Here is a 19,991-nt window from a genome sequence, read left to right on the forward strand (position 1 = left end):
ACGCGATTTATTCACAAAATTTGTGATAAAACTTGAGGTTCGACGCGAGAGAAAACTAAACGAAACTGGCGGAAATCGCCGACAATGCGGGTTAAAACTAAAATAACAGGGTGTTAATCACCAAACTCACGGTCACGGGATTTTTCCATCACCATTTCACGCTCTTGTTGACGCAAAACGTCTCGTTGTTGTTGCTGATGTTCACGCTCAAACTGAACGGCCTTTTCAATGACTCGCTCTTTCGCCTCCATTAAGTCATGTTCCCCTTTAAGTAAGCTATCACGCTCTTGCGCCATCACCTGCCTCAGTTCGTCCTCGCTCAGTTCTGGCACTTTAGGCTCGCTGTTCGCTTGCTGACGCAGGGCAGCTTCAGCCTCTTTTAAGGCTTTATCAATCGCCTGCTCCTCGGGGGTTTGCAGGTTTTTCGGGTCACTGTCTGCTTTATCGGTTTGCGCGGTATTCGGGTTGGAATAGGCGTTATCCACTTCCCCTTGCGTGATTTTTTCAATCATGGCCGTGTGTAAACGTTCATCCGGATTGAGTTGCACCACCACACCCTGTTCGGGTTGCTGTGCCATCGTCTCAAAAGCGGATTCTAGACTGTTCACAATCACGGTGTGCCCGTTTTGACTGGGTTTGACGACAATAAATTGTGCCTGCTCGCTTCCCAGTAAGCGCACTTCAGCACGAAGCCCCTTCAATTTATCCTCTTCAAGTTCAATCGCTTGTAACACCGTACCTTGGGCTTTACCGTGTTCATTAAATGCGGGCCACGCCACATGTGGCTCGGGGTGCTTGGTGGACGGATAAACAAACTTCCCTTCATGGGATTCACCGAGCCCCATTTGCCGACTTAAAGCGCGACCAATCGCCGTATCATTAAGGGGTTTCGCATGGTCAAACAGTTGATTACCGACTTTGGCGGCACGGTCTTGCTCAGCCAGCAACACATCATGCGCGGTCTTCCGGTTTCCGGGGTTTTCAATGGCTTTTGTCCATTTATCCAAATCATCACTGTAGGTTTGCACGTGCGCTTTAGTACGAGATAAAGCCACATACGCATCACGTAAGGTGGCCAGCATACGTCGTCCTGACTCAACCCCCCCAAGGACAATCACATACAAGCTACTTGCCCCTTGCGCTTTGTGTGCCGTGCCCGCATAACCGTAATCCAGATGTTGGTCTGTCAATTCGCTATTCGGGCTAAGCACGCGTGACTCATCGCCCTTAGTAATGGTGATTTGCCCGTTACCACTGACTTCACTGACCGTCCAGTCACTGTTCATCACGCGTCCGCGCTCTTTATCCGTGCGAGTAAAGTTGATTTTTTCCCCTGCGGCGATATGACGGGTTTCTTGGCGGTAAATACCAATATCCAGCAAGCTACTTTCAAAGGCCGAAAGTAAATGCCTTTTGCCTTGTTCATCAACCAGGGTCACAACTCCGTCACTGACGCCCTCTTGAGTCACCTCAATCCGATAGTACTGCTCTTGGATGAGGGCAATTTTACCGGCATGTTTTGCCAGTCCTGCCGTTGATAACAAGGCCTCTGTGCGCGTACTTTCACGCACCAATATCGGGACGTCTTTTCCCCCTTGTAATTGCCCTTGCTCGACTAAGATTTGATGAATACCGCGATTAAGTTCATCTTTATCGCGGTTGGTTTGTGCCACAATCAGTGTCTCTTTTTGGGCTTCAACCGTTCGTCCGCGATAGTCATCAAGAATATGTGTGATGACCTTGTCGCCTGAATTTATCACCGACTGTTCGGGGAATTCCGCCCCCGCGCGACGGGGAACCACATCAGGCGTCACGCGATTCATCGTATCCATCGCAGTTTGAATATTACCGGCTATGATGGCTTCAATCGCAGGGCGAAGCTCGGGTCTTTGCCGTACAATTTCGTTCACAACCGCAGTCGTCAGCGTTGAACGGTCTTGCGCGAGGGAAAACGGTGTACCACTGTCCACCGACAATAGCTGCGCCCTATCCCCTGAAATCGGCGCTCGCCCGCCACCGCGCCCAATCACGTCTAACACTTCAGTCATAATTTTGTTTCCGACCATCGAACCTTCGTCGACTAAAAAGAGGGTGTTTTTAAAATCCAGCACTTCCCCTTGCTGTTGGCGTTGATTCGCATCCATCAAAAAGGCATGCAAGGTTTGTGATTTCACCCCCACAGCGGCCATTTCCCCCACCGCTCGGTGTGTGGGGGCAAGACCTATCACTTCCGGTCGCTGCGTCTCAGGGAGTGTTTCCAAGGCCTTGAGAACAGCCTTCAGCTGAGTTGTTTTCCCCACCCCGGCATAGCCTTGTATGCCGACAAACTGGTCACGCGTGGTTAAAATCAATGTAGTGGCGGCCTTTTGCCCCTCCGTTAGCCCTTCCAGTACGGCTTCAGGAACAGACTCCATCAGTGGGGTTTGTGTTCCTTTGCCGGCTAAAATGGTGGTCAGGATTTGCTTTTCCATCTCCCACGTACTGGCCGTCACGTAGCGTTGTTGGGCTGCGCCTTTACCACTGGTCACGGGGATGATGGCTTTTTGGGCGACTAAGCGGTCAAAAGCTTTCCCAAGCGATTGACTGTCGAGCGAGTTGTGTAATGGTAACGCTTTGGCAATTGCATCGATGCGCGAGAAAAAAACCTGACTCTCTTGTGCTAACGCCATGCCTTGTTGCAGGGCTTTTTCGGGCTTAGACAATAACGCTTCCGTGGCTTTATCGACGGCTTGTTCAATGGCTTTGCTGTCTAACCCTTCAACCCCCGCTAACTGCCGCGCTTGCTGATAGACTGGCGAACGCGATAAACGACGCTCGGTTTCCATCTTATCCAGTGGCGTATACACGGTAATATGTTCACCACTGCGCGCAGCCGTATTGAGTAATGTGGGTTGCGTATCCCGTGCTGATGCGGCCAATAACACTGTGCCCGTATCGTTAGCCTGTTGCCCTGGCGCGGTAACATAACCATAATCGGCTTTGACACCGTCTCGTACATCAATACGGTGCGTTTTTCCGTTGAAATTAACCATTATTGCGTTTGGCATAAACCCAGTTACCGTGACCCTGTCACGTGCAGAGAGCTTATTTTGCTTCGCCAATATCGTTAACTGCTCGCCTTGCTTGATGTCCATCGTTTGGCGTTGATACGCACTCCATTGGCCATCAAATTGCTGCGGTTTCATCACCTGTTTTTGCCCTTGACTGTCAAGCAACGTGACCGACCGAGTTTCAGGCGTCACACGGTCAATGGTGTAACGTTCAACCTCTTTTTTATCCGCATTCCAACGCTCCATCACCATGCCTTCACGGTAGCTGTCGATTTGCTTGCGCGAATGGCTGTCGAGCCACACGGGTTTGAGCTGTGTCACCGTCACCGTTTTTTCACTGAGCATGCCCCGCTCAGTGAGCGTTTGGCGAATGGTGTCAGTGACAATTTTTTGTTCCCGAACGCCACTGACCTGCGCAACCACGGGTTTCATGTCACTGTGTAGCTGTGCATAATCCGCCGCCAATGCCGCATAACGATGATTTTTATCGGGAATGTGTGCCGTTTTCACCGTCAAGACAGCGGAAGACTCACCTTTAAAACGTGGCACCCCCGCATCTTGCAGCGTCGCCAACACGTTTCCCGTACCTTTACGGCCGCCACTGTCCATCATGAGCACCTGCACATTGGCAGATTGAGCATTTTCCAGTAGAGATAAGGCCGATTTCAATGACAGTTTTTCCGCATTAGCCACCACTAAGGTACTGTTGGGCTTGAGTGGTTGACCATCACCCAGCGTCATTTTTGGCACAGTGGCAAAGCGATTATCATTGGCAAACGCTTTACCGCTGGTCGCATCAAGGGTCATTACAGCCACGTCACGCCCTTGTGATTGGGCCATCGTGACACCGTCTAATACCCCGTCTCGCTGCGCTTTACCAAGCCCTTGACTGGCCACAATCGCAATATTGGGTAAGGTGTCCGCCACTTTTTCCATGACTGGCGTGAGGGTTTCTGTCCGCACCTGAAAACTGACGGTACGGTTATGTTGCTTCATGTCGGTGGCGATTTGTTGCAGCTTCAGCTCGTCCATTAAATGAATGGACGAGGTAAACAACCCTTTTTTCTCATCCAGTGGAATAAGTTGACGCTGTTCAATCGCCACATCAATCGCTTCACGCACCTGCGCTATCATGCCCGCACGGGCTTCCAATCCCCCAAGCGTTTTAGCCAACACTTGGCTGTAAGTCATACTAAGCTGCTTATCACTGAGTAACGCAATCGCATCAGTGACAGCGCGGGTAATATCGGGCTGTATATCCCGAGAGGTATCACCCATCTGGCCTTTGGCAAGACGCTGCTCGGCTTCAGCGTAAAACGCTTTGCGTTCTTCAGGGCCAAAGCCATTTTTATCCAAGCGGTCAAACCAGTCGGTCAACAACTCACTTTTTTCAGGGGTTGTTTTGGCTTGACGCGTATCGAGGGCGGCCACATCACGGGATTTGAGTGAGGCTTCATGCCCCACCGCATCCATGATTTGGTAATGCCGCTGAGAAAACGGCACAACGGGCACGCCCACAATTTCCCATAATCCATTCTTGCCTGTTTCATGGGTTTGCATGCCAAAGCTTTCCACACGCTCACGTAAAGCATGGCGGTAGATTTGCCCTAATGACACTTGTAAGGCATAAACCGCCTCACTAAAGCCGCTTTTTTGCTGTGTATCACTGGATAACGTGCGCCACTCGCCATTGTGTTCGGTCATGTTCATCACAAGAGCATGCGTATGGACTAAAGGATCGTGCTCGCGGGACGTATCATGGTTAAATGCCGCGATAACTAAGTTTTTGGTCATTTCCAGCGACGTTTTTCCGTCAACCATCACTCGCGTTGACGCGAGGCTCTCCACTTCTTTCAGGGCGACCTCGACGGCATGATTATGTGCGTCAATCATACGCTTATCGCCAAGAACAAGTCCTAATACCGAGACACTTTTGGGTGCTGAAAACGTTAAGTCATGCCCTTCACGGTGCGCATTTTTACCGTTTTCCATCCGCTCAAGACTTTGGCCATTGGGTAAGCGCCCCTCAAGGATCCCACCTAATTGGTCTTTAGTGACTTCGCCTTCTAATCCAAGTGATTTAGCACCTTCACCCATCCAGCGGGCTTCAAGGTTGCCGAGAAAATAATAATTGTCTTCATGGGTATAATAATTTGCCGCATTATTGGCAATCGGTGCAACAGTCAGCATCACCACATCTCCGGTTCATCATGATCATCATTTATGTGTTTTGGCTTTTCTTGGGAAGGTTTGGGTCGGTTAAAAATTTCCTTTTCGTCCTGCCGCATGCGCGTGTAACTGTCATACAGGTCTTGTGGATTTTCCTCTTGTTCAACGACTGCCCCCAAAACTTCCCCTGTTTCCGTATTCACCAAGACGTTATCAATGATGACCTCCTGCCCGCCTTGGGCTTCCGGTGGATTGCCAGATGCTGCGGTTTCCGATGTTATCGGCGTGGAGTTTTGTGTGACTGACTGCGATGTGAGCTCAACGATAGACTGTGGTTGAGTCTGAGCCACTTCCGGAGCGATATTGTTTTGTGCCGTATCAACGGGTGTTTCAATCGGTTTACCGCTAATTAAGCTATCAATGGCCTGATTAACCACGTCAGGCAGCGCCCCCAGGCTTAACCGCTCGTCAATTTCAGCTTCAATCTCTTGGTCTAAGCTGTCATTGATTTGTCGTGGGATAAATTCTTCCGCGATGACTTTCAGCTTTTCATATTTCATGGCGTGCTTAATGACCGGGTATTCCCCAGGCAATGTGATATAACACGTTAAATCGGGCAGTTTTTGCACATCGGAGTAGTTGATTAAATCCACATCCTCTTGCTGCTTACTGAATGACACACCGTCGCGTACTGTTTCAGGCCCGAAGCTGTATTGCTCACTGGCCACTTTTTTACGCGTTTGCCCGAGCTGACCGCGTACCCAATTAGCGATACTTTCATCGGGAGAACGAAAGAAAAAGCGGGTATTCAGTAAATCCATCATTGCATCAGCATTTTCATTACCATAAGTCACATTCAGTTGTGCTTTATTTTGAAAGCCAAGAATAAAACATCCGCCAAATTTACGGCCTTGTGACAAAATGAGGGGTAAATTCGGTAACTGGTGCAATGAAATCAATTCGTCATAGATAAACCACACTCGGCGCTCGCGGTTATCACCCATTTCCAGTAACGTATTCGCCGCTTGCGATAACCACATGGAAATTAACGGTTTTAGAGACTCATGTTCACGTTCATTACTGGTGATCCACAACCAACCGTGACGGTCTTTTTTCTCGTTGACGGTTTTCATCCATTCACGGATCGCAAATGGCGGTTTACCATTACGCTCAATCCCTTGTAGGTAGCGCAGCGCTTTAACATAGATAGTCAAGACACCCCGAATTGAAATGGCAGTCTTTTCCACCTTCTCTTCCATCAAGTTACTGGCTTCCGTTCCTGCGACATACGCACGCAACGTCTTAAGATCAATGGCCAATAAGGTACGCAATAATTTGTTATAGCTTCGCTTATCATCCTTACCGAGTTTAGCCGCGACAGTCGTAAAAATGGTACGCGCCGACCCTGTCCAAAACGGATCTTCTGAAGTGCTTTGGGGAATAAGCGTATTGGACGCGCTGTCAAAATCAGGGATAGTGACGCATTCACTCCACAAATCCCAATTTTCACACCGTTTATCCAATGGGTTCAGTAGCTTATCAATGTTCTCATTGTAATGCTGTTTGATTAAGGAACACCCTTTATCATAAACAATCACCATATCGCCGCGTTTGCGAAGCTGGATAAGTAATTTATTGAGGGTATTTGATTTTCCTGAACCGGGCGTACCGTGCATTAGCATGTTTTGCACTTCACTGTTAAGCTTCAGGGGTAACCCATCAAAAGTAATAGGCGACGCTTCGCGTCGTGCATGCAGCATATTGCGAACATGCTTAATATCTTCCGTGAGTGTACGCCCACCAATCACATCATCATTCGCTTGGCGCTTACCTAAGCCATGAAATACTCGGTAGATGACAAAAAACAGCACAATGACGACAATACATGCCCATAATAAGGATAATCCCAATTCTTGTAGCACGATATTTCCGGCATAGATCATATAATCGTCTTTTAATATCGCATCTGAGGTAAACCGATAAAGTTGGCCATCAAAATCCACTTCATAAATGGGTGCCACGCGATATAAGGCTTTTTCACCGCCTGCGGTTAAATATAACCACCAATATAATCCGCCATTTTTAATTTCTTGCAGTGGCACTTTAAAATAAAAAATAATCGGGAAGATCATCAAGAAAAATAGAATAAGCCAAAAAGATATTCGCTTATTGACTTGCATGAACATGCCGAGCATATAGCTAAAGACTTGTCCACCCTGCGTAATATGCTTGGTTGAACTCATAATGAAATCACTCTAAATTAATAAGGAAAAAAATAGGATTTAAAGTCGGAGAAGGAAGGTCACTTATTTTGTTAATCCCAATTTATTCTTTAACTGTTCAATATAATGCGCTGAGGCTATTGCACAAAATGAAACTTCTTTATCTCTATTTTCATTATCTTTAAATAACACAGGGTCTAATGTGGGTAAGGTGTCTTTAAATTTAATGATTTCTTGTGAGAGAAACGAAATATCCTTTTTGTCTATTCTAAGATAATCCAAATAAGTTGTTATATTGTCATCAAGCGTTTTATCGGGATGTTGAGTACCAATCACGTACTCACTGCATTGAGATAATGTAAAATAAAGCATAACTTCATCAAGTTTATTCTTTTCTTCTGATGAATAGGTGATATTTGACAAAAATAGTAACGATAAAGCGAACACCGCTTTATTACGGATTATATTTTTCATTGTAACCTCAATAGATATTTGGAAAAATTCGGGGTATGAATGTGAAAAATCATTATCTGGAACGGAACAACTCTTGGCGCTCGACACAACCCACGCAGTGCTGAACACCAGGTAAGGCGATTCGACGAGCCAGCGGGATATTATCACCGCACTCGACGCAAACTTTTGCACTCTGCCCCTGATATTGAGCACGTTGACTCAATCTTAGAGACAGCAAAAAATCGCTCTCAGCTTGAGAGACATCAATTTCATCAGCCATTGGAAACCTCTTGAGACGAGACAGTCTATTCCCCTGAAAAATTTATTATTAAGGGGAATAGACTGTTAACAAACGAAGTGCGTTAGGATTATAGTTGTTCAATGAGTCGTTCTCTGCTTTCTTGTTTTATTTCATTAATATCTTTTTCTAGTTTTTCTTTAAATACTTTATCCATATATACAACATTCATATCAAAAGACATATGTTTTGCCTGAATCCAAATAATAACATTTTCTTTTTCAAAAATAGCATACTTATCACCTAAAAATGGTGTATTTTCTTCTTTCAATGCATATTTGTTTTTTAGTATTTCATTGAAATAATTAAAATTATCTTTAGGTAATGTAAGCCACACACCTTTTAAAATATCGCCATCAAATGAAACGTCTGCTTTTTTGATATGATCAACTTTCACTTCCATTGGAAGCAAATCCCATCTCCATTGAGACTTGTCATTTTTTATAGTGTATTTTTCAGCCACTATTTTTTTAGTATCTTGATTTATTATTAATCCTATAACACTTACTTTTGAATAAGAAAAGAATGAAACAAAAATCAAAATAAAAACACTGATTCTTTTTACCATTTTAATTCCTTAATTTAATCTAATAACTACTATTTAACCTAAAATGCAGACTCAATCACTATTTTTTTTGTAAAAATCCTCAGGATCCATTATTCCATTAGAGCCTGGTTTCTTTTCTATCGGCCGATCATCCACTATTAAACCAGCTTTTTTCTTATGATCTTGCTCCTCTTTAAACTTTGTTTCTTGTTTTTTTATCTCTACTTGATGATTAATTTCAAGCTCATTTTTTCGTAGGTCAATTTCTTTTTTTCCTTTCTCTATATCATTTTTAATATTAGCAATATTTCCTTTTGTTGACGCCTCTTTTGCGAGTACATTTTGAGCTGTATCATGTTTTATTTCTGCTCCTTCACTCATCGATTTAATCCGTTTGTCATTGGATTCATGTTCAGCAATTAAATCACTCGATGAGTGTAGATTTCCACCTGAAGCAGCTGCACCTTTAGCTTCGATATTTCCACGATTTTGAGAGTATTCACTCTCCAGTTTTGGTAGTAACCGCTCTTTGACAAACGATTGAGCCAAAGCATCCCTTTCTTTTGCCACACGGATATCACTGGTATTACTGAGTAATTCATCTGCTTGACTTGGTGCTTTTTGCCTGACGTAGCTGGCAAACTCTTGATCTAAATTACTGTCAATCTGCGCACTGTTATTTTGAGCGAAGCTCGCCATATCACTTAACTCCTTACTTTCCGTTAAGCTATTTGAGTATTGCTCATATTGGTTTTTCGCTACATTCAGTGTTGCAACAATTTGATTAATCTCTGAATTCGCCTCATTATCGTGTCGATTGGTTCCTTCCGAGATTTTGCTGCTATTGAGCATATCTAAGCCTTCAGTAAAGTCGCGGTTCGTTTGTGAACCAGATTCACTGCGTGTATCTTGATGCCTTGAACTTCGCTCTTGTACGCTGCTTTGCTTACTGTCCGTATCTCGGGTATTACCATCGGTATATGCTTGAGCTCCCCCAATAACTGGGAGTGATATCCCGCCTTCCGCTTTTGCCCCCATGGTTTTAGACGCATCAAAGCTCTCACTCAAGAGCTTGGCAAATGCCTCTTCATTGCTAATGTTGTCATTTTTTGCTCGCGTTTCTGTGGCGTTAATCACTTTCTTAAAGCCTTCGGCCTGATTGCCACTCAATCCCGAATCTGTAGAGGTTGATGCTGTTGCACTGTTACCAAATTGCTTAGTAAATTGTGACGCTTGATTCCATGCGGAATTCACTGAACTTTGGAACGCACTCAGCGACTGCGCGGCTTGAGTTTTAGCGAACTTCGCACTTTGTTGTAACGAACTCACCACTGCCTCACTGCCTTTAATGGATACCGGTAATCTCGACATCGCGCCACTGATATCCATCACTTCTTGGCCACTACTGGTTACCGTGCTGCTTGCCCCACTGGCCAGTTGCCGTGTCATCTGACCATCACGGAAGCTGGCATTGGTATCCCATTTATTGCCTGCTACATTCCCCGTTTGCATATTATTAAATGACCAGGTTCCGTCCGCCGCTTGTGAGGAAGTGGCTGTCGCCGAACTGTTGATGGCGGTGCCTAAATAGTTCCCCGCTTGCGCGATTGCAGGACCTAATCCTTTCACTATTGCAACTGCAATAAAGGGTATCGATATGGATAACCAACCGGCAATTAACCCGATATCACTGTGCATTTGTTGGATACTGGCTTGATTCGCCAGATTAAAATCTAAGCCGTTAGTTTTTCCCTGTAAGTAAAAACTGGTCGCATAATTTAAAATGGCAAACATCGGCGGCCAGGATTGCAGGTAAATGATGGACATGATGTAGTTGAATAACATTTTCACCGAAAGTGAATGAATGACCGCCAGTAAGATAAAGATAGGAAAAAGCGCAATCACTAACGACAACAAAATGGTATTCAATATCGGTACAAAGGAAACCGCCACTTGGGATGACGTCGCCCAACTTAATCGCATTTTATTGTATGACGACGTGGAGGCTAAGTTCACTAAACTGGCGGTATCACCGCTTTGCGCACTGTAAGCACTGATGCCGTTTTTAAGCGCGTTCATCACCACGGAATTTCGCATCAACTGACTGGCAGTTTCTGACCCCTGGTAATAAAAGTTATAGCTATCGCCCATCATATTACTGTACAACACATTGGCATCAGGACGGCCGCCAAAGATTTGTTTCACCATGTAATTCCAGGTTTTTCCACCCGTTTGTGTATCGATATTGAGTTTTGGCATTAAGACATGTTTTGCTATATCTGCACACGTCCAGAAACCACTTTGTGCAACACCATTAGCGCCAACGGCAGCGGTGTTACCGTAGGGCACAATAATGCCGCGTAACGGGCTTGGTTTTTGGAAAATGAGCGTATAAGGGTCACGGCTACTCATCAGTTCTTGAAACGAATATTTATGGTTAATTAAAATATCCCCGATGACACAGTTTTTGGTGTAAAGCCCCATCAATTCCGCCAAATCTCCATCAACCATCATCGCATCGCTGAGATTACCGACCAGATTTGCCCCAAACAACATGCCGGTTTTACTGTAGGTTAATGAGTCAGGGGTATGGAATATCATGTCATACAACTCAGTCAATCCCGTTCCAATCGAGGTAATAAATTTAGCCGGTGCCGCTAACCCTAACGGGACATTATCGACTAAATAGACCCCCGTCGGGTTGGTACGGTCAATAATTTGGACTGTTCGTTTGGGTACTAACAACACACTGGAGACCAACACAATGATAGCTGTAAATTTAATTAGCTCTTTCGGGTCATGGGCTTTCATAAACGATATCAATACGGATACCGCAGAAATCGATAATACAATGCGGAACATCGAGTCCCATGTATCAGAGCCTATCAATGCAGCGACGCCGTTGAATACTTGCATCATGTATTCACCGCCGCCGAGCACATAGACGGTATCTATCACGGCCATATTGCGGCTCCTTTATTTTTGTGTTTCAGGATTGACGATATTAAAGCGGGTGTTTTGCATAAAACGCTCTTGCAGCTGACTGGAGGTTTGTTGGCGCAAGTAACTCATTTGTCGCTCCAGCTCAATCAAGACATTGGCCTTGGTGTTGACCATTTGCTGCAGGGATTCCAATTGGCGTGAGGCTTCAGCGATATTTTCTCGTAGCGGCTTCACCGCTTCTTCCATGTAATTTCGGCTTCCCATTGCCCCTTTAGCTTGGTCAATCAACTCCTGCAGGTACTGAAGTAAAATGTCATAAGCAATATAATCGGCCAGGGCCGGTAATAAATTGGCTTGAATATTTAGTTGCATCGGGTCAACCAAATACTTCAAAATCGGGATAGAGGTACTTTGAATAAAGCCTTTTTCTTTGGCACTTAACCCCTCATCACTGCGTAACTTGCCTTGAATGCCTTCAATCATGGTTTTGGTCATGGAGATAAGCCCATTTTGACTGCTGATGGTGATTTTTTTGCTTTTTAGCTCCAGACAATCCACGGTAGACACACATCCCTCAATGGTCATCGTGCCGCCTTCCATCAAGGTTTTGATGAGTTCTTGGCGGTTCACTTTGGGAATGGTGCTTTTAACATTTCCTTTGGCATCAAAAATGAGTGTACCTGTCAGGTTCATGACCAACTCTTTTAACTCGTTATCGCCGGATAAAAACTGACTTTTGGCCAAGATTTCCCACATCAAGTTTTTATTCTGCATGATTTGGTCTTTCATGTTCTCAGGGGCTTTATTAAAGGCATTGTTCATCTGCCCGCCGACCGTACATCCTTGACGTGAAGCCGCCCAGTCCTCAAACAAATTGGTCGCCCCGCCAATATCCTGACAGATTTTTTGTGAGGCCACGGTATTGGTGGGCCACAGCCCGCCAATAATGCCTTGGGCGGCCTGACACGATGAAATATTCATACTATTGATATCTGACGCCATTTTTTGCACAAAATCTTTCGCCGATTTCAGTTCAGGTACAGTCGTTTGCAATGCCAAATCAAATAAATATCCTGCCCCATTGGTCATCATCTGTTTGATAAATTGCTGCAGCTGCTCACTGTTCATATAAGAAAAAGACCCAAGGTAGGCATCAATCCCCCCACACCCCGCATTGATGGATGGCGGCGTGAATGACGCAATTTGCAACTGCTTCACTTGGCTACGCAGGAATAAATTACCGCCTGTGGCATAACCTGCGGCCTGACCTTCCCAAGCACGGGCATCGGTGGCATTGCCTTCGAAGCCCAACTTATTGAAGAAGTTATTCATATCACTGTTCACATTGGCAACCGCCACGGTTTGATTGAGTAATGCCGAACAAATGACAGCAATGAGTCCTTTACGCATTAGGGCCTCCGGATTGAAGATAAATAGGCCAACACGAGAATAAGGCAGGGTTTATCGCCTTATTCCGGCAAGGAATAGGGTTGATTAAATCATTCATTGTGGGTAAACCTTATTGAGTGCCATCATCCGCAAGCTATTGCGTGTCGGCATTAAAGAGTAAAGTGAGATTAAAGGGAGATAACGAGCGAAATAGCGTTATTCCATTGAAGAATGAGAACCAAACTCGGTGAGGAGCATCTTCTCGATAACCGCAAAATCATGGATGATTGACGGCCGCCAGTAGCGATAATACCCTCGGCGATGGCCACAAAGCCGCAGTGAAAAACACAATTGATAAGCGTCATTAAACCCGCAGCCAATCATCCATCCCCAGTTAAGCTTGGGTAATGGGGATTCCATATCCTCCCGCAAGCGCTGTTCAAGCCGCCCTGCATGTTCAGTTGTCGATATAAACGCGATATAGGGCTTCCGATAGTCAACAGGCCAACCATGCCCTTGGCAGGAAGCATAAGTGCTAAAACCGCATTGATTGAAGGTTTTCACCAGTGGTTCAATCAGTGGGTCGATAATGTGATAATCTCGCTTTTTCATTTGGCTAACTTCTTTTTCAACCGAGTGATTTTAAACTGTGCAAAGTAATATTCGATCCAAGAAAATACCCCTATCACAAGGTGTTTTATCGCAATACCCCAAAAACAAAAGGGCACAACATACATCACCACATTCCACAGTCCTTTTGTTCCTAAGTAGTTAGGGTCAGCATCGAGTTCACTATCAGGCCAGCATGCCATCTCAAACGCCTTATGCATCACAAACCAAAGAACCAAACCTGCGATAGCATAACCAATAAACTCAGAAGCGCTCTGGTCTTGGCGTTTCGCTTCACAGGATTGGTATTTTCTTAATTCACGAATTCTTTTTTGGAGTTTTGCATTTTTATCACGATTTATCTCATCTTGGATTGCAGTATCCACCTGATTATTTGGCATAATACGTTCTCTATTTTCAAATGATAAAATAGGTCAGCAGTAAAATATCCCCACAGACTTAGCACTAAAAAAAGTACTTCTTACACATCTTTTTGCGCTTTACGCATTTTCAGTCACCAAATCTCCTTTATTGTGTCGCCAACATTAAGTTACTGTTGATTCGGTTCATCACATCCTGCATATCCGTCAGCCCTTGTAGCAGTGGGTATGTTCGTAAGGTATTGACCTCCACCAAAAACACGGAAGGCGTCACAACTTGCATCCCTGCCCCAAAAAAAGTTTGCACCACTTCAGCGGGCGCGGGTATCGCATTGGGAAACGCCATATCGCCTTGACCATCGAGCGTGTACGCAAAAACCTTAAATCCCGTTTGCGCTGACAGTAAGGCTAATTGCGGGTCAAACTGCTGGCAATACGGGCACTTAGCTTGCATAAACAACACCAAGGTATAATCATTTAAATTGACGACCTTTCCGTTGGGTAATCGGTACGGTTTAACTACAACGGTATTGATTTTTGATGGCGGTGTTTCTTCTTCAATGACGGTTTCTCGCTCGGTTGGGGCGGTTTTATGCGCTTCAAGCTCCGCAATATCATCCATCACACTCGCTTGAACTAGACCGCTGAAGAACAACATTATCGCTAACATCATTATTCTCACGATGTTTTCTCCTCATCCTCCGGAAAAACGGTCGGGGCTTTAATGCGCTGCCAAGCTTTAATGACGGCATAGAACATCCCTGCCAAACACGTCGCAGCCCCTAATGCGAAAATAAATACCATGCCGGTTTCTTGTATCATTTGAAGGGTTTGCTTTGTAGACTCACTTAAAACGCCGTGGCGAATATCGATTAAGTAATGGATCAGTCCATAAAAAATCAGTGAGGCAAAAATCAACGTCATGCCAAGGTAAATCAAAGTATTTTCAATTAATCGTTCTTTTATCGTGGGTTTTGTCATGTCTTTATCCTTAATAATTAGGCTTAAAATCTGTGGCGACATCTAAAAAGCGGCGGGCTAACGCATCTTGCGTCATAAACCCATACGCAAGCGGTTGGTAATGTTCACTTTTCGGGTCAACTAAGAACAAGGCCGGAAAATGGGTGATACCCATTTTGGCGACTTGCCCCGTATCAGGTCGAGTCTCAGGCAGTGCTTCACTGCGAACGCCATCAACGGATACGGGAATCAGAGCAATACTGTGTGACTGTGCAAATTCCCGAACCACGGTAGCTAACTGGTTATCCAGTGGGTCTTGTCCGCGATAAAAGAAAAACACACCGTATTGTGACGATAACGATTGAATAGCCGCTTTTTCCTTGCCTTGCAGTTGGGATAGTTGCAATGGCACCGTACTGTTGTAGTGACTGTGCTCCAAGTTGTAATCAAGGGTAGGGTCAAGCAATAACCCTTTTTTTACTGACCGCTCAAACTTACCGGACTGCTCCAACCAAAAGCGCTGATACGCCATGTATCGCAGGGCATTTTGTGGCGAGGGTTGCATAATCGCGGTGTCTAAGGCTTCTTCTGTCAACTTTTGCATGACCTTTTTTTGCAGCGTCGGTGATAACGTCGAAAGTGGGATTTGCTCTGGCTCTGGCGGCTCTTCCTCGTCTTCCGGTTGAGGCTCGTTGTACCAGTGCCAACCGACGATGGGCTCATCCACATACGTTCGCGTTTCAACCCTTTCCTCATTGTTGGCCAATCCCGCTCCGGGTATCACCAGACTGATGAGCAATATTAAAATCCGTCTTGTCATCCTTGTCCCCCTTGCCCTTGCAGGCCATTGGCGATTTGATTTTTTACGCGGTCAATCAGTTCTTGGTCAGCCGGAATATCGGTGCCCGATTCCAAATCGGAATAGAAATCCGCAAAATTCAGTCGGTCAAAGTTAATGGCCTGCAATTCATCGACGGTGATACCGCGACAGTCACTGTTTTTGGCGCTACCAAAACCAATGCGTAACTGCCCGCCACGTCCTTGCTCTTGCACGATTTTGGCAAGCTTACTGTCAAACACGCAGTAGGCTTCTTTCTTCTGAAGACACACCCCGAGGACTTTATTCGAGCAATAGGAACCGACATAAATGGTCAGATTGCGACTTTTGGCTTTACCCAGCGCTTTTTCTTCACTGTCACAGTGCGCCAGCCCCACATCACTTCCCCAACCACCACTTTTGCAGCAGTTATTAAACCCCGCAGCCGCTTTACGACAGGTATAACGCTGACCTGTAAAAGCCCTGACATTCACGTCATTGAGCTCTGCCACATCTTCGCCTGCCGCCGCCACCGCTGCTAACGCCGATACCGCTTTTTGGAAGCTGTTGGCTTTATCATTTTTGATTTGGTCACACTCGCCGCTGGCACAAATCAGCTCAACGCCGCACATTTTCCCGCCTCCGGTCAGCCCTTTTTCACAGGAAAACACCGCTTGCTCCCGCAAACACGTACTGCCAACGGATTCAATACAGGTGGTTTTGACAATGGTGCAAGCGGGATTTTTCATGTAGTCACCGCAGCTGCCATTGTCTGCCGACTGCTTGGCGTAATAATCGGTGTACTGCCAACATTCACTGTAAACATCGTATTTTTTACCGCCCACCGTGACGGTTTTCGTGCCCCCTTTTTCAGTACATTGGGTTTCAACTTTCACTTCTTCAGATTTATCAAACGGACAATGTTCAACCCATTCAATTTTGGGTTTAACCGTTTTTTCGAGTACCCACATCTTAATTTTCAAATTGATTCTTAATTGATTTTTATTCAATAAATCAACGCTACCTTCCGTAATATTGCCGTATTGCCAAAGCCCCGTTAATGAAATCGTAAACTGATGCTTTCCCTCTTTAACATTAACGGCCTTAGTAGCAACAACCGTTTTTGCATTTCCCATATCATTCCAATTACAGGTGCGTTGCGGTTTTAAATCCGTCAGTGTTAATCCCCATAAACTGATAACCTGATCTGTATGCCACGGAAACAATGGCTCATTGTAGGGGGCGCATTTTCTTGCCCATGCATACATCGTAAAGGCTTCAATTCGCCCATCTTGATCAAGATTAAATGTCCCAACAATCGGTTTTCTGCCCACATTGTGATATTTGATTTGTTCATTGGGGATATAAATTTCTTTCAAAACCGATTGTGTATCCTCTTCCCACGTAATTTTGGCTGTGCGAGTACAGGCTAAACTGGCCGCTGGGGTTCGCTCACATTGGTGTGACGTGATTTCGGTTTTATCCAGCGTCACATCCTGACACGGCACCGTAATTTGCCCGCTTTCTGACTCCGCCTTTTCCCGCATATCAATGCCGGCTTTTAAGAACGGGGCGTCCAAATCTAACTTATCCGGTGGTCGGTTTTTCATGACCTCCATCGTGGTTTGTCCCGCATCGGTGTCATTCATCGCTTTCATACCGGCATTTTCCAGCCCCGAAGCTGCGCCTGACGTCACCCCACCGTAATAGCCACTTTCTGACGGATTGGCGGTATAGTTCGGAATAATGTCGGCGGGATTGGTGTTTTTTATCGTGTCTGTCCCTTTATTTTTCAGGCTATTCGCAAATTCTGAGCCTGCTTTATAATCATTGGCCGCAAACCCCAGTGACAGAGCCCCCACACCACATAATGCAATCAATAACCGTTTCATTGCCGCGTCCTCGATACCAACCAATCTTGAGCAACCTGATGGCAATCGCCACTGCTGGCAATCCGTTCAATGGCGGATATCAAACGAATATTGCCGTATATCACATCAAAGCCTTGCTCACAGCGCACTACCAGTGCAGGAACTTGCGTAATGCCGTATTGTGCAAAGGTTTTCGGGTCGATTTGTACGCCCCCTTCACCACTGTCTTTGGTCAGTTCAAACACGGCACTGGCCGTTTTACGAAAGTCATTGTCAATCAGCCCATTAATCAACGTGGGGATACCAAGCTGCGTGGCCTCTGGCACCATCTGTTTGAGTCCCGCTTCGGGAATAGAAAACGACACAAAATAGATAAACGGAGTTTCCCGAGCTGTTTGCGCTTTAGCCGCATCGGCAACTTGTTGCTGCGCATGCTGCTGCTTGGCTAATAAGCTATCAATCCAGGCTTTATCCTTGGCCGAGATTTCCGGTGGCTTAAAGCCATCCGGCGGCAAGGAGTGTTCCCGCAAGGTCGCGCTTTGGTCGCGCAGCTGTTCTAAAAACTGTTGGTCATCCGTTAAGGCATGACTCGTCGACGCAAGCAGTACGCTTGCGAATAAAAAGAAAACGGATTTCATGAAAAGGACCTCGTGTTAGAGGAAAACGCAGTTACGTTTACGCCAGATGAGATAACCGAAGTTTTTACGACTGTTGGGTGAGGCATGCCCCGTTTGCCAGCGCATCACGGACCGACCAAAAGGATGACATTGCGCGGTATCCGGGTACATATTCACCATTTGATAGCGATAACGGTCTTTCGGGATAATCGGGGACGGATAGGTGTAGCACACCTCCTGATTTTTCCCAACGCTGTTCATCACCAACCCTTGCCGATGTAATTTAAACGCCATGCGCTCAGACAGCAGAACCGAGGAAGCCTGTGGGCTAAATTCATTCCCCGTATACCCCGTAAACGGATACATACTGCCTTGAGAACCCGCACACCAAAAGAGCGCATTTAAGGGCTTGCTGCCAATACTGGCAATCGCATCCGCAGCACACGCCCCTTGCGCGATAGGATTGGCAAACACAAACGCTTCAGGGGCAATAATCGACGACAACGAACTGTCATTCCACAAGGGATCTAACTCCGACAAATAGGCGATATCCATATCCCCGCGCTCTAAACAGCCTGCCGAGGTAATGATATTGAGCCAATAGGTCAGCGGGTATTTGTACCAATGCACATGGTAGAACGCCCCTTGAGTGGCAGGGTCATTTTGCGTACCTTTGCCCCCGCCCATTTTACCGACATTGATGTTAAAGCCGCCTAAATTCACCATGCAATACGGTGAACGCGTCACATCCGTTAGGGCAAAGGGCTCCCAATAGCCAATGGCAAGACCAATGCGGTATAAAATTCCCATCGGGCAAATCTGTATCGGCATCGAAGGGTTTTCTGTATCCGGTGCCACGCCAGGGAAAACGGGGACATTACCAATGGTCATCGGAAACAGGCAATCCCAACAAATATCGGTGATCGGATTAACAAAATTCCCTTCACACATCACATCGGCTTTCGCTGGCATTGTCACGCTCACACAGCCAAGGACACACACACTCAATAGCCAACGGGTAAATTTATTCATCGCACCTCCTGCATCGCCACCGAGACGATTTTGAGCTTGTCGCCCTCTTGTGTGACGACTGCGGGAATATACTGAAGCCCGAGCTGATGACTTAAACTGCCCCCTTGGTCAAAGAACACACGCGTATTCAGCGCCTGTGTGGCCTCCTTGATATTGCCGTTAGTTAAAATGACTTTATAACGCAAGGTCGCGGGCTGCTGTGCATTCATCCACGCGATTTGGCGCGGATCATCCGCATCTAAAAAGTACAGGGTTTGCCCGAGTGCCACGTGACTGAGTGGGTTTATTTTGTCGCCTTGGCGGGCAAACACCACGCCATTGTGATCGGCATAATCCCCTTGAACCGTAAACGTCGGGTCGTACCACAGTGTGTGTGCTTCAGTATCCGTACTGAGCCAATCCACAGGCGGTGGACGCAGGGTATTTTCAATCACGCGATCTTTAAAATCCTGCTGCATCTGCGCGATTTCCCCCGTGCCCTCCATCTGCTTTAACCGCCCCTGGATAAAGTCCAACATACTTTGCTCTTGAACGGGGTACACATCCCCCCAGACACCGAGATCTTTGGCGGTAACAAGACAAGGTAAACAAAACAAGACTGCCAGTGTAGACTGCCGTATTCGCTTCATTTTCC

16 protein-coding genes are annotated in these 19,991 nt (G+C 46.0%); all 16 read right to left on the reverse strand.

Annotation, left to right across the window (positions count from 1 at the left end):
- Window positions 1-113: 113 nt before the first annotated feature.
- The 16 genes from traI to traW all read right to left on the reverse strand — a co-directional run bounded on the left by traI (window position 114) and on the right by traW (window position 19,986).
- Entirely contained in the window at window positions 114-5,240 is a 5,127-nt protein-coding gene (gene traI, locus M1F17_RS22265; protein WP_220693750.1) for a conjugative transfer relaxase/helicase TraI, read from the reverse strand.
- Window positions 5,240-7,462: a type IV conjugative transfer system coupling protein TraD gene (gene traD / locus M1F17_RS22270; protein WP_140172748.1), complete on the reverse strand. Its 2,223-nt coding sequence runs from the start codon at window positions 7,460-7,462 to the stop codon at window positions 5,240-5,242. The genes traI and traD overlap by 1 nt, the downstream gene beginning before the upstream one ends.
- A 63-nt stretch (window positions 7,463-7,525) precedes the next feature.
- Window positions 7,526-7,915 carry a hypothetical protein gene (locus M1F17_RS22275; protein WP_140172749.1) on the reverse strand — a complete coding sequence of 130 codons (390 nt, stop codon included), beginning with the start codon at window positions 7,913-7,915 and terminating at the stop codon, window positions 7,526-7,528.
- Between the two features lie 52 nt (window positions 7,916-7,967).
- Window positions 7,968-8,174 (reverse strand): TraR/DksA C4-type zinc finger protein, encoded by a 207-nt coding sequence (locus M1F17_RS22280; protein ID WP_071548975.1) that lies wholly within the window; start codon window positions 8,172-8,174, stop codon window positions 7,968-7,970.
- Window positions 8,175-8,262: 88 nt separating this feature from the next.
- Window positions 8,263-8,760, reverse strand: a complete 498-nt coding sequence (locus M1F17_RS22285; RefSeq protein ID WP_140172750.1) for a hypothetical protein — start codon at window positions 8,758-8,760, stop codon at window positions 8,263-8,265.
- 51 nt (window positions 8,761-8,811) lie between these two features.
- Window positions 8,812-11,703, reverse strand: a complete 2,892-nt coding sequence (gene traG / locus M1F17_RS22290; RefSeq protein ID WP_272677415.1) for a conjugal transfer mating-pair stabilization protein TraG — start codon at window positions 11,701-11,703, stop codon at window positions 8,812-8,814.
- Between the two features lie 12 nt (window positions 11,704-11,715).
- On the reverse strand, window positions 11,716-13,092 hold the full coding sequence (gene traH, locus M1F17_RS22295; protein WP_272663180.1) for a conjugal transfer pilus assembly protein TraH: 1,377 nt from the start codon (window positions 13,090-13,092) through the stop codon (window positions 11,716-11,718).
- A gap of 195 nt (window positions 13,093-13,287) precedes the next feature.
- Window positions 13,288-13,683, reverse strand: a complete 396-nt coding sequence (locus tag M1F17_RS22300; RefSeq protein WP_272663182.1) for a hypothetical protein — start codon at window positions 13,681-13,683, stop codon at window positions 13,288-13,290.
- Window positions 13,680-14,081, reverse strand: coding sequence for a hypothetical protein (locus M1F17_RS22305; protein ID WP_272663184.1), 402 nt, complete (start codon window positions 14,079-14,081; stop codon window positions 13,680-13,682). The genes M1F17_RS22300 and M1F17_RS22305 overlap by 4 nt, the downstream gene beginning before the upstream one ends.
- A gap of 127 nt (window positions 14,082-14,208) precedes the next feature.
- A complete protein-coding gene (gene trbB / locus M1F17_RS22310; protein WP_272663201.1) occupies window positions 14,209-14,733 on the reverse strand; it encodes a type-F conjugative transfer system pilin assembly thiol-disulfide isomerase TrbB in 525 nt (174 codons plus the stop codon).
- 5 nt (window positions 14,734-14,738) lie between these two features.
- Window positions 14,739-15,041 (reverse strand): hypothetical protein, encoded by a 303-nt coding sequence (locus M1F17_RS22315; RefSeq protein ID WP_071548969.1) that lies wholly within the window; start codon window positions 15,039-15,041, stop codon window positions 14,739-14,741.
- A gap of 10 nt (window positions 15,042-15,051) precedes the next feature.
- Window positions 15,052-15,840, reverse strand: coding sequence for a type-F conjugative transfer system pilin assembly protein TraF (traF, locus tag M1F17_RS22320; protein WP_272663186.1), 789 nt, complete (start codon window positions 15,838-15,840; stop codon window positions 15,052-15,054).
- Window positions 15,837-17,729: a conjugal transfer protein TraN gene (locus M1F17_RS22325; protein WP_272663187.1), complete on the reverse strand. Its 1,893-nt coding sequence runs from the start codon at window positions 17,727-17,729 to the stop codon at window positions 15,837-15,839. The genes traF and M1F17_RS22325 overlap by 4 nt, the downstream gene beginning before the upstream one ends.
- Complete coding sequence (gene trbC / locus M1F17_RS22330; RefSeq protein WP_272663189.1) at window positions 17,726-18,346, reverse strand: type-F conjugative transfer system pilin assembly protein TrbC; 621 nt, start codon at window positions 18,344-18,346, stop codon at window positions 17,726-17,728. Before trbC ends, M1F17_RS22325 begins: the two co-directional genes overlap by 4 nt.
- 15 nt (window positions 18,347-18,361) lie before the next feature.
- Window positions 18,362-19,357 (reverse strand): conjugal transfer pilus assembly protein TraU, encoded by a 996-nt coding sequence (gene traU / locus M1F17_RS22335; RefSeq protein ID WP_272663190.1) that lies wholly within the window; start codon window positions 19,355-19,357, stop codon window positions 18,362-18,364.
- The gene (gene traW, locus M1F17_RS22340) at window positions 19,354-19,986 is read right to left on the reverse strand and encodes a type-F conjugative transfer system protein TraW (RefSeq protein ID WP_272663192.1); all 633 of its coding nucleotides are present in this window, start codon (window positions 19,984-19,986) and stop codon (window positions 19,354-19,356) included. Before traW ends, traU begins: the two co-directional genes overlap by 4 nt.
- Between the last annotated feature and the right edge of the window lie 5 nt (window positions 19,987-19,991).

It is taken from the genome of Providencia sp. PROV073 (assembly GCF_033688125.1).
In the GTDB taxonomy this organism is placed as follows: Bacteria; Pseudomonadota; Gammaproteobacteria; order Enterobacterales; family Enterobacteriaceae; genus Providencia; species Providencia hangzhouensis.

Excerpts from the sequence above, each read along its gene's own strand:
- traI (WP_220693750.1), bottom strand. The coding sequence starts at position 5,240 with ATGCTGACTGTTGCACCGATTGCCAATAATGCGGCAAATTATTATACC.
- traD (WP_140172748.1), bottom strand. The coding sequence starts at position 7,462 with ATGAGTTCAACCAAGCATATTACGCAGGGTGGACAAGTCTTTAGCTAT.
- M1F17_RS22275 (WP_140172749.1), bottom strand. The coding sequence starts at position 7,915 with ATGAAAAATATAATCCGTAATAAAGCGGTGTTCGCTTTATCGTTACTA.
- M1F17_RS22280 (WP_071548975.1), bottom strand. The coding sequence starts at position 8,174 with ATGGCTGATGAAATTGATGTCTCTCAAGCTGAGAGCGATTTTTTGCTG.
- M1F17_RS22285 (WP_140172750.1), bottom strand. The coding sequence starts at position 8,760 with ATGGTAAAAAGAATCAGTGTTTTTATTTTGATTTTTGTTTCATTCTTT.
- traG (WP_272677415.1), bottom strand. The coding sequence starts at position 11,703 with ATGGCCGTGATAGATACCGTCTATGTGCTCGGCGGCGGTGAATACATG.
- traH (WP_272663180.1), bottom strand. The coding sequence starts at position 13,092 with ATGCGTAAAGGACTCATTGCTGTCATTTGTTCGGCATTACTCAATCAA.
- M1F17_RS22300 (WP_272663182.1), bottom strand. The coding sequence starts at position 13,683 with ATGAAAAAGCGAGATTATCACATTATCGACCCACTGATTGAACCACTG.
- M1F17_RS22305 (WP_272663184.1), bottom strand. The coding sequence starts at position 14,081 with ATGCCAAATAATCAGGTGGATACTGCAATCCAAGATGAGATAAATCGT.
- trbB (WP_272663201.1), bottom strand. The coding sequence starts at position 14,733 with ATGATGTTAGCGATAATGTTGTTCTTCAGCGGTCTAGTTCAAGCGAGT.
- M1F17_RS22315 (WP_071548969.1), bottom strand. The coding sequence starts at position 15,041 with ATGACAAAACCCACGATAAAAGAACGATTAATTGAAAATACTTTGATT.
- traF (WP_272663186.1), bottom strand. The coding sequence starts at position 15,840 with ATGACAAGACGGATTTTAATATTGCTCATCAGTCTGGTGATACCCGGA.
- M1F17_RS22325 (WP_272663187.1), bottom strand. The coding sequence starts at position 17,729 with ATGAAACGGTTATTGATTGCATTATGTGGTGTGGGGGCTCTGTCACTG.
- trbC (WP_272663189.1), bottom strand. The coding sequence starts at position 18,346 with ATGAAATCCGTTTTCTTTTTATTCGCAAGCGTACTGCTTGCGTCGACG.
- traU (WP_272663190.1), bottom strand. The coding sequence starts at position 19,357 with ATGAATAAATTTACCCGTTGGCTATTGAGTGTGTGTGTCCTTGGCTGT.
- traW (WP_272663192.1), bottom strand. The coding sequence starts at position 19,986 with ATGAAGCGAATACGGCAGTCTACACTGGCAGTCTTGTTTTGTTTACCT.